The sequence below is a fragment of the Psychrobacillus sp. FSL W7-1493 genome (assembly GCF_038004905.1).
In the GTDB taxonomy this organism is placed as follows: Bacteria; Bacillota; Bacilli; order Bacillales_A; family Planococcaceae; genus Psychrobacillus.
Genome location: NZ_JBBOSB010000001.1, coordinates 2,999,703 through 3,017,767 on the forward strand (window position 1 = coordinate 2,999,703; position 18,065 = coordinate 3,017,767).

The following is an 18,065-nucleotide window of genomic DNA, read 5'->3' on the forward strand; positions in this document are numbered from 1 at the left end:
ATTACTTTCTTTTTACAAAATACTTATCCATACGAACTAGTAGGACTAGAAGAATGAATACAATCCATACTCCTATGATTAGCCAGCTATTTAAATCGTGTAATTGAATATATACAATTCCAAGAGTTGCAGCTATTAGCCAAAAGATTGTCCAACCCATTTTCACACCTGAGAAAGGTACATAATATAGCTTTTGACTTTTACGGAATACCATAAATAAAGCGATACAATAGGCTGCTATATACGAAATAACAGTTCCCCATATATTGAGGTACGGCACAAAAACAAAATTCAATGCAACTGATACAATTGCAGCTATCCCAAATGCTATAGAAATATGTTTTGTTTGTTTAGAATAAAATATTCCAGTAGAAACAATCATATAGTAAAAGCTTAAAAATGTTGCGATTGAAATAGGTGCAACATATTGAAATGCAATTCTAAAGTTATCTGGCATTACTAAAATAATCCATGGCATAAATGTCGCTAAAGCTAAAACTCCAAAGCTACCAATGATTAAAAATGCCGCATATAATGTGGCAAATAATTGGGGACTATCCTTTTTGTCTTTTAAAGTCATAGAGAATGGTCTCCACGCTAGTTGTATACCGCTCGTCAATAGAGTTATAAAGGTTGCAAACTTAATAGCGGTCCCATAAATACCTACATCATCTAATGTTCCATATGCCCGTATAAAAAAGTTGTTGGCATTAGCTATGATCCAAAAGGCTAAAGAGGCAGGAACTAGGGGAGCAGCGTAAACTAAGATTTTCTTTAAAATAGCTTTATCGTACAGTGGCTTCAAATAAACCCTAACAGGCTTTATTAACACTAAGACGATAATAGCTACACTGACTAAGCGAGCTACTAGTATCCCTTCTAATGAAGTCCATACAAACATTAAGAAAAGGACTGAAACTACTGCTATTAATAGCATTTTACCTATAGTAGTAAAGACTACTCTCTTCGTATGGAACTCATATCTTAAAATAGTTAAGACTAGTGTAATAATGGTATCTAAGCATAACGTACCTAGTGCAATATAAAATAGTTGAGAATAGCCCGCTGATTCTAATATAAGAGCAGACAGCCAATCTCCGCCGATTAAAAATACTGCAAATAACAAGATAACTATTGATAAGCGGAACGTCATAACCGAGCGAACATACTTTTCCCGTGTTTCTTTATCTTTATATTCAAAGTAATAATAAGCTAAAGCGGAATCAGTACCAAATATTACAAGGAAAGTAAGCATAGATACAGTAGTATCTACCATCTGTAGCATTCCCACTAGCGATTCTTTTTCAAGATAATGTGCATATAAAGGGAATAGTATAAATGCGATTAGTTTAGTACCTACGTTCATAAATGCATAAAGGAGCGAATCCGCTCCTAAACGTTTTAACTGAGAGAACACTTAAAGAAGCTCCTCCTCAGGTACATTTTTCAAGAATTTTGCTGGGAAACCTTTAATTACAGTTTTCTCTTCTGTATCCTTCGTTACAATTGCTCCAGCTGCTACAAATGTTTCTTCTGCTATTGTTATACCAGGTAGAATAATAGACGCTCCACCTACACGAGCTCCACGTTTAACAATAGCTCCTTTAATCTTATCGAAGCGTGCTTCCGTTCTACCCATATAGTTATCATTTGTAGTTGTCACACATGGTGCGATAAATACATGATCTTCTAAAATAGAATGAGCAGTGATATATGAATTCGATTGGATTTTAGTACGGTTCCCGATCGTTACAAAGTTCTCAACTGTAACATTGCGACCAATGATAACAAAAGAGCCAATTTCAACATCTTCTCGAACCGTTGCTAAATCAGCAATTAACGTACTCTCTCCGACTTTTGCTCCTCTATACACAATTGTATTAGCTCCAATTGTACATTCCTTGCCAAGCTCTAAAGGAGGGATTTCTTTCGTAATTTGCATTGTGCTTGTTTTGGCAGGCTTAGGCTGTTTGCCTACTACGGCACCATCATCGATGGTGGTACCATCACCAATGATGGTACCAGCGTGAATTGTTACACGATTGCCTATGCGAACGTTATCGCCAATCTTTGCTCCTTCTTCTATAACAGAAAAGTGTCCAACTGTCGTATTCTCGCCTAACTCAGCAGTTTCATGTATAAAATTCATCTTATATCCCGCCCTTATAATTTAATATAGCGATTTGGAGTGTCAATTCCTTTAAACGCGTTACGAGTATCAAAAATAACTTTTGATTTTTGTGCAATATGAGCATAGTCAAAGCCAGTATGATCAGTAGCTAGGATAACTAGGTCAGCTGAATCTAACAACTCGTCTGTTAATTCTACAGTTTCATGTGTTTCACCAGCAACTCTAAATGTAGTTACATGAGGATCAACCGTTTTGAAATTAGCACCTTGTTGCATTAATAGTTCTACTAATTTTAAAGATGGAGATTCGCGCATATCATCGATATCTTTTTTGTAAGCTACACCTAAAAGTACAACATTTGCATTTCTTAAAGCTTTACCTTCATCATTTAAAATCTGCATTGCACGAGTAATTACATACTCAGGCATCGTATTGTTAATCTCACCAGCAAGCTCGATTAAGCGAGTGTGGTAATTGTATTCTCTAGCTTTCCAAGTTAAGTAGAATGGGTCGATTGGAATACAGTGACCGCCTAATCCTGGGCCTGGGTAGAATGCCATAAAGCCGTATGGTTTTGTTTTAGCAGCATCGATTACTTCCCAAACGTCAATTCCCATTTTTTCACAAAGAATAGCCATTTCGTTAGCTAGAGCGATGTTAATGTGACGGAAAGTGTTTTCGAAAATTTTCTCCATCTCAGCGATAGCCGGACTAGAAACTTTATGCACGTCACCTTCTAATACATTGCTATACATTGCAGCAGCTACTGTTGTACATTTTTCTGTGATCCCACCAACTACTTTTGGTGTATTTTTTGTATTGAAGCTTTTATTACCTGGATCAATTCGTTCAGGTGAGTAAGCGATGAAAATATCTTCTCCTGTAACAAATCCTTTATCTTCTAATGCTTTTTTAATAATCTCTTCCGTTGTACCTGGATAAGTTGTTGATTCAAGTACAACTAGGGTACCTTTTTTAGCATATTTAGCAATTTCATTTACTGAGCTTTCAACATAAGAAGTATCTGGCTGTTGATAAATGTCTAATGGAGTCGGTACACAAATAGCAACTGCATCTACTGCACTAATTGAACCATAATCTGTAGAGGCAGTTAAATGTCCTGACTCAACCATTTGTTTTAAGTCAACATCTACTACGTCACCAATATAGTTAATTCCTTCATTTACTTGTTGAACTTTAGATTCTTGTACATCAAATCCAATTACTTTATAGCCAGCTTTAGCTTTTTCAACCGCAAGTGGTAAACCAACATAACCTAAACCAACTACCCCAATAACTGCAGTGTGGTTTTCAATTTTTGCTAATAATTCTTCATAATATGTAGACATTTTATACTCTCCTTTTAATTGGTGCCGTTTTACTCTAGTAAAGACACCATCTTATCAATAAATGTTTCATGTTTGGGTACTTAAATTTTCTTTCCCCCGAGCGCAAAGGGGACAAGCGGTGGCTGAAAAACTGCCTCCTCGTATTTCCCCATTTGCCTGTCGGGGCAGACATAGGTGCTTACGCTTTTCTATAGTTTCTTGCATCGATTAGATACTTCCACATCGATAGGGAAAGGATTGCTAATAGGATTCCTAGGATGAACCCTGCAATAGCTCCTTGTGTTCCGTATGTTTCTGTTTGTCCTACTCTGGTTTCTCCAGCAATGCTTGGTTTTTCATAAGCAATGACGTCATTTCTTACTCTTTGTTCCGTAGCCAAAGCATTTGTTAAATCCATTTCAGCTGCAGATAATAAGGTAGTAAAGTTGTTAATTACTGTAACATTATCAGATTCAATTAATATTTTTTTATAATCTTCTATTGTGGTTTTTAATGTTTCAATACGCTCTGCTTGAATGCTTGCATATTTTTCAGTACCACCGATTACTTTGTCATGCTGGTTCATTAATCCAGCTAATAGTTGCTCATTAAACTGATTTAATTCTTTCGTTACTTGTTCTTCAGTATCTCCATAGGTCTCTGTTTTTATGTAACTTCTAGTTGGAACAAAGACTTCTGTTTTCCCTGTAAAATGTTTACCATACTGAGTCATAATATGATCAGGGTTAGTTAATGCCTCTATCTTTACAGATCCAGTGAAGACTGTACTTTTCCCTACATACTTACCGTTGGTTGGTACTAGGAAAGACGCACCGTAGCCTATTAAAGCTGCAATGACTGGTATGATGATGAACCAAATCTTTTTCCTCCAGAAAAACTCTAGAGAATCATATAATCGAAACGATCTATTTTCTGACATATCTTTTCTCCTTTAATTCTATTCATAAGGTAGTTAAAGGGAAACGTAAAAACGTCTCCCTTTACTTTTTACATCATTATTTTCCAGAAAAGAAAGCAGCAATCTTTTCAACAACAAATTGCTGTTGCTCTTCTTTTAACTCAGGGAACATTGGTAAAGAAAGTGCCTCGTTTGCAGCTTTTTCTGCATTCGGGAAATCTCCTAGTTTATACCCTAAGCTTTCAAATACCGGTTGGATATGTAATGGCAGTGGATAATAAATCATTGTATCTACTCCATTTTCTTTTAAATAAGCTTGAAGCTCATCTCGACGCTCTGTCAAAATAGTATATTGGTGGAATACATGATGGAAACCTTCTACCTTTACAGGTGTCTTAATGTATTCTCCAACCTTTTCATTCAACAATTGAGTGTAAAAATCTGCATGAGCTCTACGTTGCTCACTCCAAGTGTCTAAATGAGGGAACTTAACATTTAATACTGCTGCTTGAAGCTCGTCCAGACGGCTATTATAACCAAGCACAGCATGGTAATATTTTGGTTTACTACCGTGTACACGAATAACGCGAGATTTCTCAGCAATATCATCATTATTGGTAACAACCATACCCCCATCACCGTAAGCTCCAAGGTTTTTAGTCGGGAAGAAGCTATAAGTTGCTGCATCTCCTAATTCACCAACAGTAAAGTTACCTTGTTTAGCTCCAATTGCTTGTGCAGCATCCTCAATCACAATTAGGTTATGCTTGTCTGCAATTTTACGAATGCTCACCATATCAGCCATTTGACCATATAGGTGAACTGGAATAATAGCCTTCGTTTTGTCCGTAATATGCTTTTCTATCTCAGCTGGATCTATATTGAAAGAAACAGGGTCGATATCACAATAAACAGGTGTTGCACCGGCTCTGACGATTGCTCCACCAGTAGCAAAGAATGTAAATGGAGTTGTAATTACTTCATCTCCAGCACCTATACCTGCTGCTTGTAATGCAATATGAATTGCATCACTACCATTCCCACAACCAATCCCATGTGCCACATGGCTATATTCGGCAATATCCGCTTCTAGTTTTTTAACATTGCTTCCTAGAATGAAAACAGAGCTACTCATAACTCCGTCTAACGCTTCTAAAACTTCTGTTTTTAGCGATGCATATTGTTCCGATAAATCTAACATTGGTACTTTCATTTGTTTACACCAACCCTATATGAATTATTTAATATATGAAAAGCGCAACCCACTTTTTAAAGTGGTCTAGATAGTTTTTATCTACCTACTAGAGGGCTAATTACGCTTATACCCAACAACTTTTTGAAAAGCAGAAATAATTGGTCGATATTCATCATTCACTAACCCAATTTTCTCAGCAACAATTTCAAATGCAATTAATATAAATAAAATAATAAAAATTGCCCAACGTAAAGTTAGTGTCTCAAATGTAATCGCTGATATACTAAATATCAAACCGAAACCATATATTACTAATACGGTATCACGATGAGACAAGCCAAGTGCAAGCAATCTATGATGCAAATGAGACTTATCTGCCACCGATATCGGCTTACGATTAACTAACCGTCGAATTATAGCGAAGGAAGTATCAAAAATTGGTACTCCTAAGATTAGAATAGGAACGACAAAACTAAATAATGTAACGCTTTTGAAAAGTCCTAATAACGAAAGGACAGCAATAGCGTATCCAAGGAACATAGACCCTGTATCACCCATAAAGATTTTTGCTGGGTGGAAATTATGAAATAAAAACCCAAGCGTACTACCTAGTAAGATAAGTGACAATGTAAGTATTAACATTTTATCAGCAGAAAATGCTAAAAATGCGATACTTGCAAATACGATTGATGATATCCCAGCTGATAAGCCATCTAATCCATCAATTAAGTTGATAGCGTTCGTAATAGCTAGAATCCAAAACAGTGTTACTATATAAGAGAAAATACCAAGTTCAAATACACCTAAAAAAGGAATATTTAAAACTTCAATTGTTAACCCGCTACCCATAACAGCGCAAGCTGCTAATATTTGACCTAATAACTTAATTTTTGCAGAGATCTCATATTTATCGTCTATAATACCAAGCACGATAATAATCAGTGCACCTACAATAATCCCAGTAATCTTTGCTTCATACAATCCCGCAACGAAATAACCAACTGTTACTGCTATAAAAATTGCAAGTCCGCCTAAGCGAGGCATCACTTTTTGATGAACTTTTCTTTCAGAAGGTTTATCCACAGCCCCAATTATGTGTGCAAACTTAATTACTAAAGGGGTAACTGCGATTGCCGTGGCCATAGATATGATAAAAGCAAGAAGTAATTTTATATCCAAAAATATCATCCTTGTTTTTTTATTTTCTTTTTAGCCGCTAGGTTCTACAAAATAGACGAACTAACGACATGAAAGTTTCTTCAATTAATGATTATACTATAAAACTAGCTTAGTAACCAAATTTAATATAAAGAAAGAAAAGACTGACTTTTCGCTTTAGTATGAGCAAAAATCAGTCCTTTCTATTCTTGTAAAAAGCTTTATTTTTTCTAGTACTATATTACGAGAACTCAGGCCAGTTGACTTGTAAACTGTCTCCCTCGATTTTTTCTAGTGTCCGATACTTGAAGGGAAGCATTTCTTGCATTTCTGGTTCCTCTAACAAGATCTCTAAAGGTAATAGGCTAAAACTATCTTCTTCCTCTTGAATCATATAAGCTCCTACTACCTTACCATTTTCCTTCATGTTAATACGCATAAAAGCCGGAAAATATAAATTATTATTTGATTGAATAATAGAGGATGCTAGCACAATATCTTTGCCGTCTTGAACTATGGAGTCCTGTTCAATTTTCTCAAAAACCTTTGCTGCCCAAGCCTGTCTCTTATAAAACCCTATTACTTTCTGAGCATTTCCTACAATATTATTCTCTTTCCCTTTTTCTTCTGCAGCCATGTACTTCCCTCCAAAGTTTACCAAAATCCATACTTAATACGTTATCATACATTAAAATGCTTCGCAACACCTACTACTATATACTCATTTTTAGTCTTTATATATAGCTTGAATGTCATCGATGATGATTTCACCATTTGTTTTTTTAGCATTCTCTGTTTGCATATAACGGACAGGAAGATCCATTTTCAATGGATAAGAAAGTCCAGCAGGAACATTAGCTGTAACAAATCTCCAATCGGTCCAAGTTACATTTTTATCAAAGTCCAATTGAACCGTTTTACCAGTAGCATCAACTACTTGAGATCTTAACCAGTTACCTTTACCGTCACCTTTGACCCACATTCCTATTTTCTTTAACGGTGTGCTGATTGTAAGGTGCGTTTTAGCATTAATATAAGCTCCTGAAGTACCAGTAGTGTCTTTAAAATCATAAGTTAACTTGATAGCCTTTGACCCATCTCTATCATTAGCGACGGACGTTACGGAAACACTTTTAGCTTTATCGCTAGTAGCTTCATAGTTAAAGATACCTTTGTTAAACGACTCTAAAATAGTTGGTGCGACCTCACCTACAATAACAGGAATAGTTAAAGACTTATTTCCGTACTTTACAGTAATCGTTCCGATTCCATCTTTGTTTGGTGCTGTGTACTTACCATTCGCTTGAACAGTACCTACAGTACTACTAAATGTAAATGCACTAGCATCCGTTAAAACTGCTTGTCCATTTTTAATCCCACTTACGGAAAGCTGAACGGCCTGACCTTTCGCTAATTGCAAATAATTTTCAGTTGCTTTAATACTGTCTATAGTGTTTGTTACTCTTAACTGTATATTAGTAGTCTTACCTTCATAAGTAACCATTCCTGCATAAGACCCTGGTTTTGCATTGACAACCTGCTTACCATTTACAGTGGACAATATAGTAGAAGTAACTTTTCCATTTCCTGAAATTGCGACTGGGTTCATATATTGGTCAAGTCCCTTTACAGGAACTGATAGATTCGTATAAGACGCCCCTTGGAATACTTCAAGTACGTTAGATGCTGGTGAAATAGTTACCGCAGGACCTGTTTTATACGTACTCACAAAGAGAAGCGAGTTAGCTACTGATCGCTCGTATCCATCGGAAGGAGTATTGGCTACAGTCACTTTCGTGTTACCAAGCTCTCTTACTACTACCGTAGAGGAACCACCTCCATCAAAGGTCATAGCATAGTTAGCTCCAAGATCTTTCATCAGCTTTGCAGTATTTTGTAGGGAAAGACCTTTACTTTGAGTAGTTCTTCCATCAATTACAGCAGTGAATAGACTACCATCTTTTCGAACTCCAACCGCTGTCCTTGGTGCAATACCTGCTACTTTAATCGTTTGTAGTGCTCCATTTTTAACTAAATGATATCTACCACTTACAGCCTCTCGAACATCATTCCATTCGGCTGGAGTAAATTTAGTAGATATTTCAATTTGGTCACCTACATTAATTCCCTTTAAGAAATCGCTAGCAAAATGATGACCTGACAAAATAATTTCATTCGTATTTAAAGCAGCATTTCCAACACTAGATATCACTTCGGTAACCGTACCAGCAAGTGTTTCACCACCGTTTAGCTTACCTGAGTCGATTTTCACACGAACTTCGGTGCCAAGCTCATTAGTGCTTGTTGTTGGAGCAAAGTCTCTAGTATAGACAACGAGATGATCTGCTAATCTTTTTCTATTAACCGAATTAATAGGATAGGATGTCCCATTTACTGAAAGGTTCATAGAAACTTGAGGTGCACCAATGATAGCTTTCTTATTAGAAGTAATGCCAAGTACAGCTAAATCGCTTAACGCTGTTTGCGGTGTAGCTACTATAGATCCATCAATCATCATTAAATCCACCGGTTGACCTGTTTTATCAAAATAATCACCGTTAACTCCTGCTACAACATGATAAGAATCATTTTGCGGAACACTATTTGCTTGTGAGGAAGTTGTTTCAAACCCAACTATTTGATCCTTCGCAAGCTCTGCTTTCATTTGAATGTTGGAAGTTTTCCCATCGTAATCAATAACAAAAAGCTTTTGAGCTCCTAGTGCCCCATCAATGTCTATCAGTTTTTTCCTTACCCCTGGAGCTATTTGAGTAATTGCCTGGGCAGCTACCTTACCGATAGAAAGTGTAGGTATAGCTTCTTTTGGAAATAAGTTAGAAGTAGGATTTCCTACAGGGGGGCTAACTGGTGCCCCACCTTGCGCATTCTCTAATTCTCTAAGCTTAGCTTTAGACGGTGTTTTATATTCCACATATCCCGCCATTTTAGTAATATACATTCCTCCACCAAGCCCATATTGTCCACCGTATAAATCATCATATCGATAGACACGGTATTGTTCACCTGGCTTCAGAACTTTTTCAAACACTAGACCACTAGATGTGCGTTTCCATAGGTTGATCGGTTTTACTACTTTAATTTTTCCCACTTGACCTGGAACCATTAAAATACCGTCCCAATACACTTTCGTTGCTTGCGCTTCTACTTGACTTGGTTGGAATAGTGAACTCGTGACCACTGCAAAAACGACAAAAAGGTATAGCAATTTTCGTTTCATTTTTATTAAATTCTCCTTCATTTCCCAGCTGTTTCAGCTTGTTTTCCACGATTTTTTTCAATCGTGTATCTCCATAGATTGCTTCCATCGTAATAATATAGGTTTCCGTTTAAGTCCTGCTCCAGTCCATAAACACCTTTATCCTTTAACCATTCAACCTGTAAAGTGTCTTTCGTTGCACGGAATAGCTTACCTTCCACACTTCCGTAAATGTAACCATCTACACCCTCTAAAATTTGAGCATTACGGAATCGACCTGATATCAAAGGTAATAGCTCTGCTGTCTTAATATCTGTCCATTCATCCTTATATTTAAAGAGCTTTCCATCAGCCATTCCCCAGACAAAATTCTCTTTATCTACTATTAAACTAGTAATCATACTTGAGCTAAATGGTAGATGGATATATTTCTTAGCTTCAGGATCGAATCGGTCAAAATAGAATAACCTTGCTCCCCTAGGATTCACTTGTTGGTTTGCGTGTATAGAAGTTCCACCAAATACTTGAGTTCCTCTGCTAACTAATGAAACGATGCTTTGGTTATAAATATAATTCTCGTAAATATCGGTTTCTTTGTTAGTCGTATCGTAAAAGACTAACGCACCTCCTCCTACACTCGTGTCCGGAAGAGTTCCAAGAATGATTTCTTTTCCACCATTGTATGCTGCTACAGCTGTTGAACGCTCTTGACCATGAGAACTCATTCTAATTACTTCAGCTGGATTTCCAGTTCCCCATGGAATGGCACGATCATATACTAATAATCTCGCTAATGGATAGGCACCAATATAAAGCTTGTTATTAATCTCAAACATAGATTCTACTTGGCTAATGTTACGGTATAATTCCTTGTTCCCTGTTGCTACGTTGTATACGCCAAGGCCACCTGACATATAACCATTTGCATAAATATGTTTCCCATCTGAGCTAGAAGCAAGTGTGTAAAGCTCTACAGGCTGTTCTGGTAAATTAAAGTTATGGTATTGTAAATCTCCAGTTCGTGGATTGTACTCGAAAATTTGACCTAGATTATCAACCATCCCTGATAGAATCCATTCTTTTGGTTCTTCTACTGGCTCTTCGGGAACTATAACCTGATCACCATTTGACCCTTTTTCTTCTTTAATAGAAGGATCTTTTACCGGCACAACGGGTTTAGACACTATAACCTCTGTATTTTTCACACCAGATTCTACTTTAAGTGGAGTATCTGTACCTGGAAGTAGATTTTCTACCTCGTTATCTACCCCATCTTCTTTAGGAACCCCAGGATTCTTTACGATGAAATCTAGATTAATAGCTTCGGTACCTTTCGGCAGATAAACACCAAGTTCTGTATGGAGCTTTGTCTCAAACTCATATTTAATCAATTGTTGTCCCTTAGTATAGTAAATACCTTCTCCATTTGGAGAGACTACGGACACTGTTTTTGAGCTCAATTCAAATTCGTCTACTATTTTTAAAGTTTTACGGTCAAAAATAACAGCCATATTTGATGGGTGTAATCTAGCAATGATATAGTCATCTGTCAAAACTAAGTCTTGTGCATACTTTTCAGACATGTATTTTGCTGGCAAAAAGGAAGTGAAATTTTTTGTGTTCGGCTTTTTTACTAGTAAATCCATTGGTGATCCAATAGATACGTAAATTTCATCTTTTTCTTCATCAGCAACGATAGCTTTTACAAATTCTTTACGCTTACGAATTTGGCCAAATTCCTCTATTTCCTTTGTTTCTGTGTCAAAAGCCACTAATGACCCACCATATGCGGATCCTGCATATACCTTATTACCAGAAACGATTAAATCTTGAATAGATGTGTCGCTTTTATTTGAAAAAATGGCTCCATGCTTTTCAAACACTTCCTCATTTGGGTCATAGCTATAAAGAACACTCGACACCGACCCACCAATCCAAAGCTTTCCATTTTCATCTACATCCAAGCCCCATGCACTTTTCGAATCTTCTAACGTAAACGTATGTAAGATTTCTTTTGACGAATAGTCTACGACAACTAGTGCCGCTGGAGAGCCATGCATGATGTAGTAAATAAAATAGTCGCCCTCGTTATTTGCTGCAATTTTAGAAGATACAGCTGAAGCTTTAAAAATCATTGGACCTAAATTTTCATAGCCTTCCTCAATTACTTCTTCCACTGGCTTTTCTTCTATAATGTCGTCTAGCCATTCTTCCGAGTTATCGACTTCTAAATTTTCTTCGACAACTTCTTTTGCTTCTTCTAATCCTTGTTGCTCAGTTACTTCAACCATTGGCTTTTTTACTGTCTCTTCTGCGTGAACACTACTCATCGGCGCTGCTAAAACCATAGCAAGCATTGCTGTACTAATTTTTTTCAACATTCTAACCCCTTTCATATCTATTCTAACTTTAACATGATATGGAAACTTTTTAAATATAATCATGTAACTAAATTGTAATCATAGCTATTTATATAGTAAATGCTACCACTTATGTTTCATGATATAATAGTATTGGAAATAAAAGATAGGAGATTAGACATGTTACAATCTATTAAGAAAATGATTTCAGGAGAAGTTATAGAGTTAAACCAGCTAAAAAAAATTGTAAATAAAATAAATGCCCTAGAAGATTCATTCACTCAAAAAAATGACACTGAGCTACAAGCGTATACAAGTACTTTTCGCGAGCAGCTAAACGAGGGGATTTCACCAGAAGAACTAATTATTGAAGCATTTGCTGTCGTTCGAGAAGCCTCCAAACGAGTGCTTGGAATGAGACATTATGATTCTCAGCTAATGGGTGGAGCTGTTCTAACACAATCCCAAATTGCACAGATGCAAACAGGAGAAGGTAAAACGTTAGTGGCTACACTACCTGCTTACGTAATGGCAGCATACGGAAAAGGAACCCATATTATTACGGCAAACGAATATTTAGCTACTCGAGATTACGAACAAATGAAGCCACTTTTTGAATTCCTTGGTCTTTCCGTTGGACTTAACGTAGCTGGTCTAGAAAAAGATGAAAAGCAAGCCGCATACAATTGCGATATTACTTACGGAACGGGTACAGAATTTGGATTCGACTATTTAAGAGACCATATGATTCAGCGAGAAGATGAGCTTGTACAAAGACCACTTTTCTATGCGTTAATAGATGAAGTAGATAGTATTTTAATAGACGAAGCAAGGACACCTTTAATCATTGCAGGTAAGTCTAACGCAAGCTTAAACCTCTTCCCGGTTATGCAGATGGTCGTAGAATCGTTTGAGGACAAAAGAGAATACGATTATTACCCAGAAACAAAACAAATTGTATTGTTAGATGAAGGTGCAGATCGTTTAGAAGAGGCTTTTGGGATTGACAATGTATATGATCGCGAACATAGAGAGTTTCTACATATAGCGATGCAGACGCTTCGTGCAAAAGTAGTTATGAGAAAAGATGTTGATTATATTGTGAAGGACGACAAAATACAGATCGTTGACCAGTATACAGGACGTATAATGGAAGGAAGAACCTATAGCGACGGTCTTCACCAAGCGATAGAAGCTAAAGAAAAGGTCTCCATCAAAGAAGAGAACAATACACAGGCTTCTGTTACAATTCAACATTATTTCCGTCTGTATAGTCACATCTCTGGAATGACTGGAAGTGCTATGCCATCCCGTGATGAATTTTGGGAGACGTATAATTTAAGAGTTACAGAGATTCCTACGAACAAACCAAACAAGCGAATAGATATGGAGACAGTTGTCTATTTATCGACTGAAGATAAAATGAAGAAAATTATTGCAGAAACAAAGAAACACCACGAAATAGGACGCCCTGTTTTAATTGGGACCACCTCTATAGAACAATCTGAGAAACTTTCTAATTATTTTAAAGAGGAAGGCTTAAAGCACAACATGTTAAATGCGAAGACCGAGGAAGATGAAGCGGAGATTATTTCTAACGCAGGTCAAATGAATAAAATTATGCTAGCTACTAATATGGCAGGCCGCGGAACAGATATTCTTTTAGGTGAAGGTGTGGCAGAACTAGGTGGTCTACATATTATCGGAACTGAGCTTCATAGTAGCGCTCGTATCGATATGCAACTACGAGGCCGTGGTGGTCGACAAGGTGACCCTGGTAGCACACAATTTATTGTTTCCTTAGATGACGAACTTTTCTACTATTATGATGAAGAAGAATTTGCAAAGTATAAGAAAAAAGTAAAAACAGATGAGAATGGTTTAATACTTTCCCCTAACCCTACTAAATTCGTCTATAACGTACAAAAGGTTATTGAAGGAATGCATTTCTCAGGTAGATCACACTTACTTAAATTAGACGATGTCAACAATGATCAGCAAAAAGTGATTTATAATTATCGTGAAAAAGCATTAAAGATTGAAAATATGCAATCACTAATTCAAATCGCTATTCAAGAACGCTTAAATTACTTCTTAAAAGATCTTTTAGAAATGGATACAGCTGGGGAAACTGCTTTGCATCAGGAAGTAATTGATGAAATTAAAATTATCGGCACGCTTGCTGCCAAGGAGCCAGTCGATTACTCTAACTTCACTGTGGAAAGTAAGGAACAATTACAAAAGGAACTTAATGTTGTTTACCGAATGGCGCTAGATGTGCTAGAGAAGGATGTGGATCTAGATACTTGGAGTGACATCCAAAGCATCTACATTGAAACACTAGATAGATACTGGATTTCCCATTTAGGAAACTTACACCATTTGAGAGAAGGTATTTCCGTTCGCGGCTACGGACAAGAAGATCCTTATAGACTATATTCCTTTGATGCATTAGACATGTTCAATAATATGCTTAACTCCTTTTTCCGAGATATCAGCAGATATTTCTTACAAGTAAATAGCGCAAGTGCTAGAGTGGAAGAATCGTAAAGATAAAGTTTCATCCTAAGACTGCAGTTAAGCTCAAGTTATACCCCTGAGCTTGCTGCAGTTTTTTATTGTTCTTTTGATTCAACATTTACCTAGTAATAAAACTAGAAAGAGATAGCTCATTTAAAGGTGTTATTCCCGTTTTCTTTCGATAAAAAAACAAAGATAACAGGTACTGTTGTAGCCCCATTATCCTTGTATACATGGAATATATACTAACACATTTATCTCTTACTTAAATCTCGATACCAAGTCATGCATGTTTTCAGCTTCCTGTTGAAGTTGAAGGGCTGAATTCATAATAGAATTAATAGCATTGTTCTGCTCTTCAATTGAGGCATTCATTTGCTCTGTTGCTGCTGCTGATTCCTCTGCAACGGCTGCAATATTAGATATTGCCCCTACAACCACTTCTCTATTAGAATACATGATATTCATCTCTTCATTTAAATAGATAAGATCTTCTTTTATTTGTTGTATGGATTTAGTCAGCTCAACGAATGATTGTTTTGTATACTCAACTGAATCCATTTGTTCATTTGAAATAGATTGAGTTTCAGTCATTTGAACTTCTGCTAAACGTGTGTCCTGCTCAATTTGCTTTAAAAGATTACGTACACTATCTGTAGCTACTTGGGTACCTTCCGATAGCTTTCTTACCTCCTCTGCTACTACCGCAAACCCTTTTCCATGCTCTCCTGCTCTGGCAGCTTCGATACTTGCATTCAAAGCAAGTAGATTGGTTTGGGCAGATATATCATTAATACTCTGAACAATTTGAGATATCTGTCCCATACGATCAGTAAGTTGAGTAAAAGTAGACTGGAGGACATCCATAACTGCTTGCAGTCTATCAGTATTTGTAGTCAAGGCGTTTATGTTCGATAAACCATTTTCTTGTACGCTTGTCATTTGACTAACCCCTACAATAATTTCATTATATTGCTTAAGTGTTTTCTCAATAACTGTAGACAAATCATTTACTTTATCAGAAGCTACTTCTGCTTCCTCTGCTTGTATAACTGCCCCTTTAGAGATTTCTGTAATAACATGTGAAATTTCATCTGCAGCTGCCGTAGTTTCTTCTATTACAGCACTCAGCATTTCAGAGGAGCCTTTCATATGGTCTGAAGATAATTTTGTTTGACTCACCATTTCCTCTAAACTATTCTTCATAGTATTCACATTTAATGCAAGCTGACCTAACTCATCCCTTGTTTCTATTGGTATCTCATTTCCACTAAGCTTTCCATCAGATATATCCATGGTCAAAACCATTATCTTCTTTAAGTAAGATGTCATTTTTCTAGCAAAATACCAAAATACTCCTAACCCTAACGGGAGGGCTATAAAAATGGTCGCAATGGTTGTAAATAACATGGTATGTGCAGCTTTATTAAAGTCCATTTCATATGTACCTGCTACAATTACCCAACCCCAATTAGGATCTTCTATACTATATGTAATTTTGGGTTCCACTTGCGCTTCGTCACTAGGAAGTGGCCATTTATAAGACACATATCCCCCACCATTTAATGCTTTTTTTATAATATCCCTTATAAAATACTGACCATCCTCCGACTGGTTATCATATATATTTTCCCCTTCCAGGTTGGGGTGTACTAATAAGTTGCCTTTATCATCCATAACATAATAATAGAAATTCTTCCCGTAGCTTGCCGGATTAGTGATAGAACGTTTATTGTCCTCCTTTAAAGGACCGATAATTTTATCTGCAACTCGTGCTTTTGCTTCTTCAATTGTTATAACGCCTTTTTCTACCTCTTTATTCAACTCATCAATTAAATCCAATATTGCATAGGTACCATTTTGAATCCCCATTTTCCCTAATTCATCAAATTCTTTTTTAGCTAACAAATAATTCTTGAGACCTAGTATTGATAAAGGTAGTAATATAACGATTAAAGCTAGGACTAAAAGTTTACTTTTCACAGAACCACGCATATAATAACACTCCCTTTTTGATTAATTATACCTATAATATTTTAATTAAAATGTGATAATTATCACATTTAAGCATATAAATATCATTAATAAATGATAAAATAATAAAAAGGGAATGAACAAAGTCTTATCTCATATATTGTTACATGAAGAAATTTATTTAGGAGCAAGGAGAAGTTTTTCATGTCCAAAAAAAATATTATTTTGTCCATTGTATTTTTTTTACTCTGTATTGGAGTTGCTCTATTTTTCTATGTACAAAATATTCACAAGGATATTACGACAACTCTACAAGAAATACACGAACCTGAATTAAGAGAAGTTTCCACCCTTCGAAAGGAAAAAATTGAGTTACAGCAGAAGACTCCTTTTTCTCTATTGATATTGGGTGTGGATAAAAGAGATGGTGATAAAGGACGGTCAGATACACTTCTTCTTCTAACAGTAAACCCTACTAGTGAATCTATTAAAATGGTGAGTATTCCTCGCGATACTTATACAGAAATTATAGGGTTAGGTATACATGACAAAATCAATCATGCTTATGCATTTGGGGATATAGAAATGACAGTGAATACAGTAGAAAATCTACTGCACGTCCCAATTGATTATGTCGTCAAAATTGATATGGAAGGTTTCCAAGACATCGTGGACTTTGTAGGTGGAGTAGATGTTGTAAATGAAACGACCTTTGAAGTGTTTGGCCATACCTTTCTTGAGGGAAAAATTAGATTACAGGGAGAGCAGGCGCTAGATTATGTGAGAATGCGCAAAGATGATCCACAAGGAGATTTTGGAAGACAACATCGTCAAAAACAAGTAATTCAATCTCTTCTAAAAAAGGGCGCAAACTTCAATCTACTCCTAAGGCATAAGGAACTCCTCCTAATTATTGAAGAAAATATACAAACCAATATGACCTTCGAGCAGATGCTAGATATACAAAAAGATTATAAAAAAAGTATAAATACGATTGAAACTTTAACCTTTGAAGAGGGTGCTGGAGAACTAAAGGATGGAATTTGGTATTATATGATGAACGAGAATGAATTAAAAAAAATTTCCGAGGAAATAAAACTACATTTAGAAATGCATTGAAACTTCCTTTAACAATATATATGCGTATCAATTTCATAATTCCTTTTAATATGTAAAAATACGAACAATTAATAAAAGATCAAGAATATTAACCTGTTTTTAAGGGATAGATTAGAATTGATTTACGCTTTGTCGGACGCTTTC

12 protein-coding genes are annotated in these 18,065 nt (G+C 36.2%); 2 read left to right on the plus strand and 10 right to left on the minus strand.

Annotated elements, in window-relative coordinates:
• Position 1 precedes the first annotated feature (1 nt).
• From MKX96_RS15125 to MKX96_RS15165, 9 genes are all read right to left on the minus strand, one after another.
• Positions 2-1,417 (minus strand): lipopolysaccharide biosynthesis protein, encoded by a 1,416-nt coding sequence (locus MKX96_RS15125; RefSeq protein ID WP_340884821.1) that lies wholly within the window; start codon positions 1,415-1,417, stop codon positions 2-4.
• Positions 1,418-2,149 (minus strand): acyltransferase, encoded by a 732-nt coding sequence (locus MKX96_RS15130; RefSeq protein WP_340884823.1) that lies wholly within the window; start codon positions 2,147-2,149, stop codon positions 1,418-1,420. It lies immediately after the preceding gene.
• 14 nt (positions 2,150-2,163) lie between these two features.
• The gene (locus MKX96_RS15135; protein WP_340884826.1) at positions 2,164-3,480 is read right to left on the minus strand and encodes a nucleotide sugar dehydrogenase; all 1,317 of its coding nucleotides are present in this window, start codon (positions 3,478-3,480) and stop codon (positions 2,164-2,166) included.
• 178 nt (positions 3,481-3,658) lie between these two features.
• Positions 3,659-4,399, minus strand: a complete 741-nt coding sequence (locus MKX96_RS15140; RefSeq protein ID WP_340884828.1) for a hypothetical protein — start codon at positions 4,397-4,399, stop codon at positions 3,659-3,661.
• A gap of 76 nt (positions 4,400-4,475) precedes the next feature.
• Complete coding sequence (locus MKX96_RS15145) at positions 4,476-5,591, minus strand: DegT/DnrJ/EryC1/StrS family aminotransferase (RefSeq protein ID WP_340884830.1); 1,116 nt, start codon at positions 5,589-5,591, stop codon at positions 4,476-4,478.
• A gap of 96 nt (positions 5,592-5,687) precedes the next feature.
• Positions 5,688-6,752: a glycosyltransferase family 4 protein gene (locus MKX96_RS15150; RefSeq protein ID WP_340884833.1), complete on the minus strand. Its 1,065-nt coding sequence runs from the start codon at positions 6,750-6,752 to the stop codon at positions 5,688-5,690.
• Positions 6,753-6,972: 220 nt separating this feature from the next.
• Complete coding sequence (locus MKX96_RS15155; RefSeq protein WP_298467074.1) at positions 6,973-7,368, minus strand: hypothetical protein; 396 nt, start codon at positions 7,366-7,368, stop codon at positions 6,973-6,975.
• Positions 7,369-7,458: 90 nt separating this feature from the next.
• Positions 7,459-9,969 (minus strand): phosphodiester glycosidase family protein, encoded by a 2,511-nt coding sequence (locus tag MKX96_RS15160; RefSeq protein ID WP_340884838.1) that lies wholly within the window; start codon positions 9,967-9,969, stop codon positions 7,459-7,461.
• A 17-nt stretch (positions 9,970-9,986) separates the two neighbouring features.
• Positions 9,987-12,326, minus strand: coding sequence for a hypothetical protein (locus MKX96_RS15165; protein WP_340884840.1), 2,340 nt, complete (start codon positions 12,324-12,326; stop codon positions 9,987-9,989).
• A gap of 162 nt (positions 12,327-12,488) precedes the next feature.
• Between MKX96_RS15165 and secA the strand changes: the two genes are divergently transcribed.
• The gene (gene secA, locus MKX96_RS15170) at positions 12,489-14,858 is read left to right on the plus strand and encodes a preprotein translocase subunit SecA (protein WP_340884842.1); all 2,370 of its coding nucleotides are present in this window, start codon (positions 12,489-12,491) and stop codon (positions 14,856-14,858) included.
• Between the two features lie 231 nt (positions 14,859-15,089).
• Here secA and MKX96_RS15175 read toward each other — a convergent pair whose 3' ends face one another.
• A complete protein-coding gene (locus MKX96_RS15175) occupies positions 15,090-16,823 on the minus strand; it encodes a methyl-accepting chemotaxis protein (RefSeq protein WP_340884844.1) in 1,734 nt (577 codons plus the stop codon).
• Positions 16,824-17,006: 183 nt separating this feature from the next.
• Here MKX96_RS15175 and MKX96_RS15180 point away from each other — a divergent pair, with 183 nt between their 5' ends.
• Entirely contained in the window at positions 17,007-17,921 is a 915-nt protein-coding gene (locus MKX96_RS15180; RefSeq protein WP_340884845.1) for an LCP family glycopolymer transferase, read from the plus strand.
• The last annotated feature ends 144 nt before the right edge of the window (positions 17,922-18,065 follow it).

Bases quoted from the DNA above. Each gene is read 5' to 3' on its own strand.
- MKX96_RS15155 (WP_298467074.1), bottom strand. From the start codon at position 7,368: ATGGCTGCAGAAGAAAAAGGGAAAGAGAATAATATTGTAGGAAATGCT.
- MKX96_RS15160 (WP_340884838.1), bottom strand. From the start codon at position 9,969: ATGAAACGAAAATTGCTATACCTTTTTGTCGTTTTTGCAGTGGTCACG.
- MKX96_RS15145 (WP_340884830.1), bottom strand. From the start codon at position 5,591: ATGAAAGTACCAATGTTAGATTTATCGGAACAATATGCATCGCTAAAA.
- MKX96_RS15175 (WP_340884844.1), bottom strand. From the start codon at position 16,823: ATGCGTGGTTCTGTGAAAAGTAAACTTTTAGTCCTAGCTTTAATCGTT.
- MKX96_RS15180 (WP_340884845.1), top strand. From the start codon at position 17,007: ATGTCCAAAAAAAATATTATTTTGTCCATTGTATTTTTTTTACTCTGT.
- MKX96_RS15140 (WP_340884828.1), bottom strand. From the start codon at position 4,399: ATGTCAGAAAATAGATCGTTTCGATTATATGATTCTCTAGAGTTTTTC.
- MKX96_RS15135 (WP_340884826.1), bottom strand. From the start codon at position 3,480: ATGTCTACATATTATGAAGAATTATTAGCAAAAATTGAAAACCACACT.
- MKX96_RS15130 (WP_340884823.1), bottom strand. From the start codon at position 2,149: ATGAATTTTATACATGAAACTGCTGAGTTAGGCGAGAATACGACAGTT.
- secA (WP_340884842.1), top strand. From the start codon at position 12,489: ATGTTACAATCTATTAAGAAAATGATTTCAGGAGAAGTTATAGAGTTA.